The organism is Citreimonas sp. (assembly GCF_042096055.1).
Lineage (GTDB): Bacteria > Pseudomonadota > Alphaproteobacteria > Rhodobacterales > Rhodobacteraceae > Citreimonas.
In genome coordinates this window covers 8,579-20,616 of the sequence record NZ_JBELMH010000017.1, presented here as the reverse complement: position 1 = coordinate 20,616, position 12,038 = coordinate 8,579, and the positions used below count along the sequence as shown (strand labels likewise).

Here is a 12,038-nt window from a genome sequence, read left to right as displayed (position 1 = left end):
CCGCTAATCGTGAACCGGTCGGGACCAAGGATGAAGTCCCGATCTTGGGGTGCGGCGACCGGGAGGGTCGTCGCGACCATCAGTTTTATCCGGCCATGAGATCGGCGCGGCCGATGCTGACATAGGCCTGGAAACCGGCCTTGCGCGCATCCTCGACCGAGTAGACGTTGCGCAGGTCGCCTAGCCGCGGCGTGCGCATCCGCTTCGCCAGCGCCTCGAGGTCCAGCGCGCGGAACTCGTTCCACTCGGTCAGGATCACCACCAGGTCGGCATCGGCGGCAGCGGCATAGGGGTCGTCGTGCCAGGTGACGCCCGGCAGCAGCGTCTCGCCCTCCCGGCGGCCCTGCGGGTCGCAGACGCGCACGGTCGATCCGCCGCCCACCAGCGCCGGGATGATCGTGAGCGACGGCGCGTCGCGCATGTCGTCGGTGTTCGGCTTGAAGGTCACGCCCAGCACGGCCACGGTCTTGCCGTTGAAGCTGCCGTCGCAGAGGTCCAGCAGCTTGTCGACCATGCGGCGCTTGACCTCGTCGTTGACCTTGATGACGGTCTCGACCAGCTGGATCGGCGCCGCGTATTCCTGTGCGGTGCGGGCCAGCGCCTTGGTGTCCTTCGGGAAACACGACCCGCCGTAGCCCGGCCCGGCATGCAGGAACTTGTTGCCGATCCGGTTGTCGAGGCCCATGCCGCGCGCGACCTGCTTCACGTCGGCGCCGACTTTCTCGCACAGCGCGGCGATCTCGTTGATAAAGGTGATCTTCGTCGCCAGAAACGCGTTGGCGGCATACTTCGTCATCTCGGCGGATTCGAGGTCGGTCGTGATGATCGGGAACTCGCGCAGGTAGAGCGGGCGGTAGATGCTGGCCATGACCTCGGCCGCGCGGTCGGTCTGGACGCCGACGACGACGCGGTCGGGCTTCATGAAGTCGTCGATCGCGGCGCCTTCACGCAGGAACTCGGGGTTCGAGGCGACGTCGAAGTCGAGGTCGGGGTTCGCCGCGCGCACCACCTCGGCCACCTTGCGGTTGGTGCCGACCGGCACGGTCGACTTGGTGACGATGACGATGTAGTCCTTCGCCGCCTTCGCGATCTCCTCGGCTGCGGCCATGACGTAGGTCAGGTCGGCGTGACCGTCACCGCGCCGCGTGGGCGTGCCCACGGCGATGAACACCGCCTCGGCACCCTCGATCGCGGCGTTCAGGTCCATCGTGAAGGACAGACGGCCGGCGTCGACGTTGCGCTCCATCAGGCGGTCAAGCCCGGGCTCGAAGATCGGGACGGAGCCCTTCTCGAGCATCTCGATCTTGCGGGCGTCCTTGTCGACGCAGACGACCTCGTGGCCAAAATCGGAAAAACAAACCCCCGACACCAGACCGACGTAGCCGGTCCCGATCATAGCGATCTTCATCGTCACCACCTTGATGAATTTGTGCCAAACACCCGTCGGCTTTTCACAGCATCGTGTGACGCACAAGTGAAAATCCGTTCCGCGCCACGCATGCGGTCCTCGGCGTGGCGGTGGTGCGGCGGGTTCGGGCAGACCTTCGCGCCGGCGCCGCCTTGGCGCGGGCACCGCCGTTGCCCCAGGCGCGAGGCGCCGAGCGGTCCATAGAGCAACACTTAAATCGCAACGCGGAATGATCACCCCACGATCTTTCACAGCATTCGTGGACGCGGCACCGGGGAAAGCCCGGCGCGGCGACCTGACCGCACTACATGGAGAACGCCAAGATGGGCCTTTTGAAAATTGCCTCAGCCAGGACCGTGAGCGATGTGGAGGGCACACCCGTCTTGCGCGCTCGGCGCTACGTCTACGCCAGGGGCAGCAGCATCCTGCGCAGCACCTATTCGGATCCGGGCCTGACGCTGCAGCAACCCAACCCCAGCACCTCGGACGCGGACGGCAACTTTCCGCCCTGCTATCTCATCGATGGAATCTACCGGATCGTGATCGAGGACGAGCGCGGCCGCGTCCTGAGCGATGAGGACGGCGTGCCGATCGATTCATCGACCACCGTCGAGACTCCGATCGCGGCGCCGAGCGGGTACGCCACCGTCCAGGAGATGCTGGCCGACGCCTCGCTGAGCTACACCGACGCCGCGTCGCCGGTGGCCGAAGGTGACACCCTCGCCGTGACCGGACAGAGCTACACGTACAAGGTGCTGGCGGCGGGCGACCCGCTGTTCGATCTGCAGACGGTCGGCGGCGTGCGCGTGGCGGTCGTGATGCCCCTCGAAGGCTATGCCTTCGATTCGTTCGGTGCGATCGGCGACGGCGTCGCCGACGATCAGGCGGCGTTCGAGGCGATGGCGCGCCGGGCACGGCGCGAGTCCACGACCAGCCGGAAGACGGTGGTGAACTTCCGCCCCGGCGCGACCTACACCTACACCGATCCGTTCTGGGCGACCAACATCGCGGGCCTGGTGCTGAACGGCAACGGGTGCCGCTTCCGCAACGACGCGCCCCAGCACATGGCGGCGAACAAGACCTTCATGCAGCACCACGGCATGAGCCAGCAGGCGGCCGCCAAGGACGGCTTCCTCTGCGTGACGAGCGCGAAGATCGCGACCACGCGGCCGGGGTCCCAGACGGTGACCTGCCTCGTGCCCGCCGAGGCCGCCGCCTTCGTGGTCGGCGAGTGGATCATGCTGGGTTCCTTCGACCAGCAAATGAACGGCGCGCCGCCGAACTACCGGTATTTCGAGTACCACAAGATCACCGCGGTCGACGTCACGACCGGCGTCATCACCTTCGGCACCCGGCTCAAGTACCAGCACCGCGAGGACTTTCATTACGCGTCGAGCTACACGAACGGGGACGGGCGTGCGCACATCTACAAGATCGAACAGACGTATCGCTGGGACATCGACCACATCTACAACGACATCGAGCTTATCCGTGGTCCGCACGCGACGCGGGGCAGCTGGTACCTCGTCGGGCGCCGGGTCACGCTGAATCGCTGCAAGGCGGGCCGGTTCCTGTCGACCTCGCTGGGACAGGGTGCGCTGAACCAGTGCGAGCATACCGGCGAATGGGGCGCGCTCGAGGTGGACAAGGTGTCCTCGTACCTCGAGATCAACGGCGGCAGCGTCGCGCGGCTGTCGATGTGCACCGGCCTCGAGGCGTTGAAGCTGAGCGGGGGCATCCGCATCCACGACGGCTTCGACATCTCGCCGCGGCGCTTGCTGATCGAGAACGCCGACATCACCTACGGTGATGGCACGATCGGCCTGATCCCGGGGTTCATGCCCGTGTCGAAGCTGCGCATCTCGGGTGGCTATCTCGAGCAACTGCCGCCGGTGATGGCGTCCACCATGGTCCGCAGCGTCGTCATCGGCGCGCCGGGGGTGTCTTGGGACGCGGGCACGCAGACGCTGACCGTCGCCGGCCTGACCGAGGACAACAACCGCCGCACGTTCATCATGGGGTGCGAGGTCGACCGGACGGTGTTCCGCGTCGAGAAGACGGCGGAGGGCACGCGTCCGAACGGCGTCGGCGGCAAGGTGCGCGAGATCTGGGGCGGCGACAACGTGGCGTACATCCGGCTCGACGTCAGCGGTCCGCTTGCGGCGGGTGATGAAATCGGCGCGTTCTGCGAGCCGCTGAGCACCGAGCTCGACGACGTGATGATCGGCACCAAGGGGCAGCGCATCACGCGCAACTACCTCGAATTGACCTCGAAGTATTTCCTCGACGCGCACACCTACGACGGCACCAACCTGAACCGACAGGTGGTCATCGGCGTGCCCGAGGAGGTCGTGGTCGATGTCATCCGGCCCTATACCGGTCCGTCGACGGGCACGCGGACGCTCATCATCCGGAACTACGGGCCAGGCATCGTCGGCAGTCGACTCGATCTGGCCGTGGATCTGACTCGACCGGGCCGGCGTGTGGCCAGCGTGCTGGGGCATTCCGGCTGGAGCGGCGTGAACGGCGAAAGCGTCGGCGCGGCGCTGAAGGGGGTACGTCGCAGAATGCGATGATCTATGGCGCCAACCTGACCTTCGGCACGTTGACGATCAACAACACGGTCGAGCGCCCGATCGTCTCGGTCCGGATCAATTGCGCCGATCCGTTCATCACCACCTGACCAAGCAGGCCCCGGGATGCATCCCGGGGCCTTTGCCTGCGGCCCTAGTCGCGCCGGCCGATCCTGCGAGCCGGGTTTCCGGCATGGATTTCCTGCGCGGGCACCGGTCTGGTCGCGACGGCCCGCGCACCCAGGATGGCGCCGTCCCCGACGGATACGCCCGGGCCGACGAAGGCGTCGGCGCAGATCCATGCGTCGCGCCCGATGTTGATCGGAGGCTTCAGCAGGGGCATCGTCGGATCGCGCCAGTCGTGGCTGCCCGCGCAAAGATGCGCGTATTGCGACACGGTCGCGCGCGCGCCGATCGTGATCGGGCCCAGCGAATACAGAATGGCCCCGTCGCCGACGGCACAGAAATCGTGCAGGTCGAGGTTCCACGGAATGGCGATGCGCACGGTCGGGAAGACATGCACCTGCGCGCCGACCCGCGCGCCGAAGCGGCGCAGAAGCCAGCGACGCCATCCCCAGAGAGGGCGCGGGCTGAAGCGGAACGCCAGCGCCCCAAGCGACCACAACGCGCGTCCCGCCAGTTCGCGACGCGTCCATTTCCGTGCCGAGCGGTTCCGGGCGACCCAGTCCTCGTCGCTCGCAGTGTCATGTTCCGTCATGCGGTCTCCACGTCGTCGGGCGCATCCGGCCGCTCTCCCGAAAGCCAGGCATAGACCGCGTCCAGCCGCAGGCCCACGCTGTTCCACGAAAACCGCGCCTCGACCAGCTTCCGGCCGGATTGGCCGATTTGCTGCAGTTGCGCTCCGCCAAGGTGGCTCCGCAGGGCCTGCGCGATTTCGGCTGGATCGGTGTCGATCTGGATCGCCGCCCCGGCCTCGAAGCCCTCGGGAAGATTGCATGCCCGGGTCATGAAGACCGGCTTGGCGTGCGCCCAGGCTTCGAGCACGGCCATCGGCAACCCCTCGGAATACGAGGCGAGGATGAACGCGCCGCAATTGCCCAGCAGCGCTGCCTTTTCGGCGCCGAACACAGGGCCGGGAAAGCCGACATGCGCCTCCAGTCCCAGCGTCGTGCGCAGCTTTTCCAGCGTGCCAAGGTGACCGCCATCGTCCCAGCCCGCCACGACGAGCCGCCACTGGCGCGCGATATCCGGCTCTTCCTCGATCAGCCGCGCCCAGGCCTGCATGGTCTCGGCAATGCCTTTCTTGCGGTGCAGCCGGCCGAGGAACAGAAGGACCTGCCGCGGATCCGCCTCGTTCGCCGCCGCCTGCGGCGCGTCCAGGTCGGGCAGGTGGACGCCGTTCGGGATGACGGCCACGGGATTGCGCAGCCCAAGCGCGCGGATCGACGCGAGTTCCGAGTCGTTGAGCGCGTGCAGGCAATCCGCTTGCTGCAACGCACGCCGTTCGAACGCCGCCAGGGCTACGCGTTTCTTCCAGCGGCTGTTCGTCAGCGCCCACGGATCAAGCATCCCGTGGGGCGAGATCACGACACGCGAGTCGCTGCCGGCGCGGCGTTTCCAGCCGCGGACCGCGAAGGTCATCGTCGGGTTCCACAACCCGTGCTGGTGAACGATATCGGCATCCGTCTCCAGCAGCGCCTCGCGCAGAATCGTGACGCGGGTCATGCCTTTGAGGCCCAGCGCCGGCACGGCGCGGGCCGACAGGGTTCCGGGCAACTCGCGCGTGTCGGATGGCTGGCCCAAGCCGACCACTTCGACGCTCCGGCCTGCGTGTTCAAGCCCGCCGGCCATCCCGACGATCGCCTCTATGACGCCCCCCGACGCACGCGTCAGGCCGCCGGTCAGGTGGCAGACGGGACGCGTCACGCCGGCCACGGCCGCACCTTTTCCCCGGTCAGGCCATAGCCGAACCGGTCGAGCAGCGGCGACAGTCGGGTGGCGACGGCATCGAGAGCGGCTTGGTCCAGAACCTCCTGCCAGCGGGCGGCGGGAAACGCCTCGCGATCCGCGACGATGCCGGTCGAGTCCGGCGACAGCCGCGTCAGCCGGTCCAGCCGGGTGCGGGTGATCGACGTGATCTTCGGGGGCAGAAGCGGCGTGCGGCCGGTCCGCTTCTCGCCCAGGGTCTCTTCGATGCGCGACAGCGTGGCGTCGGTGCGCTTGACGATGTCCTCGTAGCGCAGGACCTTAACGCTCGGGCGGGCTTCCCAGCCCTCGACATGGGCGCGCCACCAGCCCAGCCTGTCGGTCTCGCCGCTCCAGTGCGGGCTGGTCAGGAAGTCGGCGAAGGACAGCCGGGCGACATCCGCGTCGAAGCCCGCCATGAACTGATGGTAAGACGCCATCACGTCGAGAGGATGGCGCACGATGTAGAAGGTCTGCCCCCCGTCGACCAGATCCAGCCAGGGCCGCGCGGGGGCGCGGGATTCCTCTTCGACCCAGCTTGCGGCGAAATCGGCCTGGAAATGCGTCTTCAGGATCGCACGCCGGGGGCGGTTCACGATCCGGCGGGCCAACGCCTCGGGAAAATGCCGGTTCCGCGATTCCAGCCGCTCGAGGTTGAGATAGAGGTGATCGAGCGGCAGGCCCCACCAGCGCCAATTGCGGGTGCTGGAAAATTGCCGGCGCAGCAGGTCGATCACCAGATGCGTGCCGGAGCGCGGGTGCGACGCGATCAGAACCGGCTTGTCGGCATTGCGGCGGCTCAGGACGGGCTCGGTCATGCGACGGTCTCGATCACCTTGCGGCTCATGTAGCGAACGATCTGGCGGTCCAGCAGCGAAAGCGGGCCGCCCTGGCCGGTTTGGGCGACGCGCACCGCGGCGGCCAGCTCGTCGGCGAAACGATCCGGTCCCCAGTCGGCGACGATCGCGCGGCTTTCGTCGCCCATGCGCGCGGCCTCTTCGGTAGACAGGGAAATCATCGCACCCAGCGCCGAGGCAAGCGCCGCGCCGTCTTCGGCAGCGCATATCCAGCCGTTGCGGCCAGGTTCCAGAAGCTCGGTCGCGGCGCCGCAGGTCTCAGATAGGACCATCGGCAGGCCCGCGGCGGCGGCCTCGTTCACGACGAGGCCCCATTGCTCGGTCAGCGGCACATGCACGAATCCGTGCGCCAGGCCGTAGAGCGCGGGCATCGAGTCGTAGTCGAAGAAGCCCGGCAGATGGATGCGATCGACCAGCCCCAGCCGCGCGATCGCGGACTCGAGCGCCGGTCGATCCTCGCCGTCGCCGGCGACCAGCAGGTCCGGCAGCGCGTCGTCGGGCCGGCTGCGGCCCGCCTGCGCATAGGCCTCGATCACCGCAAGCAGGTTCTTCTTGGCGATGAAGCGGGCCGAGGCCAGAACGTAGCGCGCGGGCAGGCCCAGCCGCTGGCGCGTGGCGGCGTCGTCCGCGCGGGCGGCATCGGCGCCGCGCCGGAAATGGTCGTTGTCGACGGCGTCGTAGCCCAGCCGAACCTTGTCGGCCGGCATGCCCAGCTGCGCCAGGTAATCACGATGACGCCGGCCCGCCGTGAGACCGGCGTCGCAACTGCGGACGATCCGGCTCTTGATCCAGTCGCGCAGCGGATTGCGCCGCGCGTCGAGCGCCTGGCTGTCGGACATCAGCACGATGCCGCGCCGGTTGGCCCGCGCCCAGGTCAGCGCGGCGTAGCTTTCCGGCGAGGCCCAACCGGGAATCGCCACGGCGTCGGGGTCCAGCGCGTCTAGCCTTCTCGTCACCTCGGTCGAGACGTTCCCCTGCGCGGCTGCCTGGCGGTACGTGGCGAGGTCGGGGAAGACGCGGTGCAGTCCGTACCGCGTGCTGTCGACCCGGGCGAGGATCTGGGCGAACTTGCCCTCGTTGGCCAGGGACAGCACGTCGACCTTCGCGAAGCGGTCGACGCAGGCGTCGAACCGCGCGTGATGATACGCCGTCACCTGGCGCGAGAGGATCGCGACGCGCGTCACGACGCCACCTCGGCGCCCACGAGGGATTTCTTCGTCACGGCCGGCGCGCCCGCGATCAGCACGCCGTCGGGGAACGTGCCGTGCACCACGCTGTTGGCCGCGACGATGCAGTCTGCGCCGATACGCGTGCCGGGGCCGATGAACACGCCCCGGCCGATCCAGGTGTTCGACCCGATCCGCACCGGCGCCACGTCGAAGCCCTGGTTGCGCACGCCCTTGCCCGGCACGTGGATGTGCTGCTGGTCGCGGATCGACACGTATTCGCCGATGGCCACGCGATCGCCGATCTCGATCGCCTCGCTGGCGATCAGCAGGCAGCCGTCGTTGATTGTGACCTCGTCGCCGAGGCGGATATGCGCGGAGCGCCCGGTGCTCAGCACGACGTCATGGCCAAAGCCGCATCCCCGCCCCATCGTCAGGGCGCAGGGCACGTGCGGCACCCGCAGCCGGCCATAGACCTTGGTTCCGGCGGGCGCCGCGCGGTGCCACGCGAAGACGGTCGCCTGGTAGTACAGAAGACGGGCCGAGATGGTGAGCCGGCGCAGGATCGCGTGGAAGCCGCGGACCAGCGTGGTGCCCCTCGTTCTCATCGAATTCCCCTTTGCGAACTGCGAAACACGAAGCGGCGTTCCGATATCGCGCGGAACAGCAGGATGATCGTCACCAGGAACGGGATCGAGATGTAGAACCGGTCGTGGCCGTGGGTCATCGACACCATGACCAGCGGCAGGAAGCACATGTAGGCGACCTGCGACCAGAAGCTGCCCGCCTCGGCGCGCGCGAACATGCGCTTCAGGACCACCGCCATGATCAGGAAGTTCAGCGCCCCGAGATAGCCGAAATCCGCGAAGGCCGAGCCGAAGCCGGTCGCCGTCGTGCCCTCGGCGAAGCGGAAGTCGTACAGCAGCAGGATGTCGTCGTACGCGCCGCCGCGTTCGCCGATATACAGCGACTGCTTGAACTCGTAGCCGAAGATCTGGCCCGGCACGTACAGCTTCATCAGGCCGTTCCACACCGTAGAGCCGAAGCCGTAGGCGTAGGATTCCGCATGGTAGTCGATCAGGTACAGCGCGTTGCGCACGTCCAGCGCCTTCTGCGCGCTGCTCGCGATCGCCGCGTTGAGGTCGATGCTGCTCCAAAGAACGGGATCGAAGAGGTTGGGGCGCTGACCGGTCATGATCTCGATGGTGCGGGCGGCGCCGCGCAGCGGACCGATGACGTAGATCACGACGCTCAGCGCGAGGGCGGCGGGGATCATGATCACCATGCTGATCTGCTGGCGCCGCGCGAACCAGAACGCGCAGATGGTGGCTGCGCCCAGGCCGATCATCTCGGACCGGCGCAGCAGGGTGAACGCCACCGGCACCGTGATCGCCAGGTTCAACAGCAGCAGGATGCCCGTCACGCGCGTGCGATGCCCCAGGAACAGTAGCAGCGACACCGCCAGCGCGATGTCGCGGATCTGGGCGAAGAAGGCGATGATGGTGATCGGGCCGCTCCATTGCTGGATGCCCGACATATCGGCCCGGTAGCTCTCGAGCAGCAGGTTGATGCCGACGCTGACGAACGTCAGGATCGCCGCCGCGGGCACGAGACGCGAGAAATCCGGCGGCGGGCGCGTCCGCACGGTGGACGGCGTCGCGTACCAGCCGGCCCAGAACGCGCCGAGCGACAGCGTTATCATCGCCAGAAGGCGGTTCAGCCCGGATGCGGGCACCGTCGTGTCCCCGGCGATCTGCGCTAGCTGCGGCACGAACCACCCCAGGCACAGCAGGCCGATCAGCGTGGGCAGCTGCAGATAGCCCGCCGGGCGCTGCAGCCCGTGGATGACGATGGCAAGCGCGACCGCGACGACGAGGATCATGGTTGCCCCTCCCGCCCGAAGATCGCCGTCTCGAGTCGTGTGGCGAAGGCCGCCCAGCTGTGGGCGCGCGCATGCTCCCGCGCCGACGCGGCCATTGCGTCGCGCATCGCGCGGTCCTCGACCAGCTGTTGCAGGGCGTCCGCCAGCGCGGGCGCGTCGCGGGCCGGCACGATGCGCCCGTCCTGCCCGTCGCGCACGATCGAGCCGGCCTCGAACGTGGTCACCACGGGAACGCCGCTGCCCAGCGCCTCGTAGGTCACGCCGGCCGACCCTTCCGCGAGCGACGGCAGCACGAACACGTCCGCCGAGGCGAAGGCCTGCGCCATGCGCGCGGCGTCGAGCCGGTCGAGAAACGACAGGTGGCGCGTCTCGGCGCGGGTGCGGATGGCGTCGGGCACACTTCCGGCAACCTGCACCTCGACATCGGCGCCGGCCTCGGCCAGCAGGCGCGCGGCCTCAGCCAGGACGTGGATTCCCTTTCGCAACTCGGCGCCGCCGGCGAACAGGATGCGACCCCGGACCGGAGCGGGGGTCAGCGCGAACCACTTCGGGTTGACTGCGTAGGGCATCAGCCGGACGCGGTCGGGCGAGACGGCGAAATTCTGCACCAGGTCCTGGCGCACGAAGTCGGACGGACACAGGAAGATGTCGGTCGCCGCCAGCACCGCGTCCATCGCGGGGGCGACTCCGGCCTCGGCCGCGGAGCTCTGGCCGTAGAAGATCTTGGGCGCCTCCCAGTCCGGGTGGCGCGCCTGCTCTTCGCGGACGATGGCCTCGGTGCTGGGGGCGATGTTCATGTCGGTGACCGTCACCAGCCCCCGCTTCTTCGCTTCCGCGAGATACCCCACCGCCTCGCCGAACATCGAAACGACATGCGTCGCGTCGCCGTAGCCCGCGCGGATCATCCGGCGCGCCGCGGCCTCTTGCGCGGCGCGCAGGCGGCGCGTCCGGTCGCCCGGGTCCTTGGCGTTGCGCAACGCCTTTTGCATGTCGACGAACCAGCGCGGGAACACGCGCGTGCGGGCAAGCACGTCGGCCGGCGGGCGCCGCCGCTCGAGGTTGAGACGCCTTGCCAGCGGAGGGACGCGGCCGATCAGCGTCGACAGCCGCCCGATGCCGCGCCCGGCGCAGAGGTCGGTGTACAGCGCCTCGAGCCTGTCGGCCGAGGCCAATGCGGCCGGTACGGCGTATTGCCGGCGGGCGCCGAGCTGGACGGTGATCGCGCGCTCTCTCATGTGGGACGTCTCGACAGGGAACGCAGCCGCGACTTCAGGCCCGAGGCCGTGTCGCGCCCGCGGTCCGCCCCGCGCGCGGCCAGCGCGTAGAGACCCTTCAGCCGGTCCTGCTTCCACGCCTCGAAGCGCGGCGCGATCCGGTCGTCGAAGACCGCGATCCAGTCTCGGGCGAAGGCCTCGTGGCTCACCTCGTCGGCGCGGGCATGGCCGTTGTCGGCGATCCGCGCATAGAAGTCCGGGTCGTCGTGCAGGCGCTGCAGCGCGTCGGTGAATTCCTCCCGGGTGCGGACGCGCAGGTAGTCGTGTCCCGGCGTTCCTACCGCCGAGAACGCGCTGTCCCCGCCGGCGATCAGCGGGATGCCCGCCCTCCAGGCCGAGAACAGCTTGCTGGGCGGTTTCGCGTCATGGGGCGCGCCGTCGAAGGTGCGGATCGCGATCAGCGCGTCGATCTGCGACAGGTCGTGCCACAGGTGGGGCGGGATGATCCGGAACTCGAGCCCCCGCGGCAGGCCGGTCGGCCCCCCCTTGAGATCGTCGGCCAGGTTCAGCGGCCCGATCCGGCCGGCATAGGCCAGCACCTTCAAGCCCTGCCGCGACGGATCGCGCGGGATCACGCCGGGGACGGGCCAGTAGGGCAGGTAGGCCTGCCGGGGTCCCAGCGGAACGGCGGGATTCTGCAGGATCTCGAAATCGACGTCGAACAGCCGCGGGTAGTCCGCGCGCACGCTGATGCGGAATTCGCCGCGCCGGGCGCCCATGGCGCGCCAGCCCATGCAATGGGCAAAGTTGATGCGGTCCGGTTCGGGCGCCATGCCCAGCGTCAGGCCCTCGCGGTACTGCCGCAGCACCAGGTAGCTTTGCGCAACCCAGTTGAACCGGCCGCCCAGCCAGTAGGGATAATCCTGCCCCAGCACCCTGTCGGGCAGGGCGGCGACCTCTTCGGCGAAGGCGGGCGGGATGACGAAGTGCCAGGACATGGGTCTCTTTCTCG

At 68.5% G+C, this 12,038-nt stretch carries 10 protein-coding genes; 1 reads left to right on the top strand and 9 read right to left on the bottom strand.

The genetic code is table 11. The annotated features are described in order from the left end of the window. Nucleotides 1-85: 85 nt before the first annotated feature. Nucleotides 86-1,408: a UDP-glucose dehydrogenase family protein gene (locus ACFDTC_RS06120; protein ID WP_375257993.1), complete on the bottom strand. Its 1,323-nt coding sequence runs from the start codon at nucleotides 1,406-1,408 to the stop codon at nucleotides 86-88. A gap of 356 nt (nucleotides 1,409-1,764) precedes the next feature. Here ACFDTC_RS06120 and ACFDTC_RS06115 point away from each other — a divergent pair, with 356 nt between their 5' ends. Continuing rightward, nucleotides 1,765-3,984 (top strand): hypothetical protein, encoded by a 2,220-nt coding sequence (locus ACFDTC_RS06115; protein ID WP_375257992.1) that lies wholly within the window; start codon nucleotides 1,765-1,767, stop codon nucleotides 3,982-3,984. Between the two features lie 151 nt (nucleotides 3,985-4,135). Here the strand turns inward: ACFDTC_RS06115 and ACFDTC_RS06110 are convergent, their stop codons facing one another. From ACFDTC_RS06110 to ACFDTC_RS06075, 8 genes are read right to left on the bottom strand one after another with little or no spacing between them, the layout of a single operon-like run. Then, entirely contained in the window at nucleotides 4,136-4,699 is a 564-nt protein-coding gene (locus ACFDTC_RS06110; protein ID WP_375257991.1) for an acetyltransferase, read from the bottom strand. Then, nucleotides 4,696-5,868 (bottom strand): glycosyltransferase, encoded by a 1,173-nt coding sequence (locus ACFDTC_RS06105; protein ID WP_375258021.1) that lies wholly within the window; start codon nucleotides 5,866-5,868, stop codon nucleotides 4,696-4,698. Before ACFDTC_RS06105 ends, ACFDTC_RS06110 begins: the two co-directional genes overlap by 4 nt. Beyond that, the gene (locus ACFDTC_RS06100) at nucleotides 5,865-6,725 is read right to left on the bottom strand and encodes a sulfotransferase domain-containing protein (protein WP_375257990.1); all 861 of its coding nucleotides are present in this window, start codon (nucleotides 6,723-6,725) and stop codon (nucleotides 5,865-5,867) included. Before ACFDTC_RS06100 ends, ACFDTC_RS06105 begins: the two co-directional genes overlap by 4 nt. Next, nucleotides 6,722-7,948, bottom strand: coding sequence for a glycosyltransferase (locus ACFDTC_RS06095; RefSeq protein ID WP_375257989.1), 1,227 nt, complete (start codon nucleotides 7,946-7,948; stop codon nucleotides 6,722-6,724). The genes ACFDTC_RS06100 and ACFDTC_RS06095 overlap by 4 nt, the downstream gene beginning before the upstream one ends. Then, the gene (locus ACFDTC_RS06090) at nucleotides 7,945-8,538 is read right to left on the bottom strand and encodes an acyltransferase (RefSeq protein ID WP_375257988.1); all 594 of its coding nucleotides are present in this window, start codon (nucleotides 8,536-8,538) and stop codon (nucleotides 7,945-7,947) included. The genes ACFDTC_RS06095 and ACFDTC_RS06090 overlap by 4 nt, the downstream gene beginning before the upstream one ends. Beyond that, a complete protein-coding gene (locus ACFDTC_RS06085; RefSeq protein WP_375257987.1) occupies nucleotides 8,535-9,812 on the bottom strand; it encodes a hypothetical protein in 1,278 nt (425 codons plus the stop codon). The genes ACFDTC_RS06090 and ACFDTC_RS06085 overlap by 4 nt, the downstream gene beginning before the upstream one ends. After that, complete coding sequence (locus ACFDTC_RS06080; RefSeq protein WP_375257986.1) at nucleotides 9,809-11,047, bottom strand: glycosyltransferase; 1,239 nt, start codon at nucleotides 11,045-11,047, stop codon at nucleotides 9,809-9,811. Before ACFDTC_RS06080 ends, ACFDTC_RS06085 begins: the two co-directional genes overlap by 4 nt. After that, the gene (locus tag ACFDTC_RS06075; RefSeq protein WP_375257985.1) at nucleotides 11,044-12,024 is read right to left on the bottom strand and encodes a glycosyltransferase; all 981 of its coding nucleotides are present in this window, start codon (nucleotides 12,022-12,024) and stop codon (nucleotides 11,044-11,046) included. Before ACFDTC_RS06075 ends, ACFDTC_RS06080 begins: the two co-directional genes overlap by 4 nt. Between the last annotated feature and the right edge of the window lie 14 nt (nucleotides 12,025-12,038).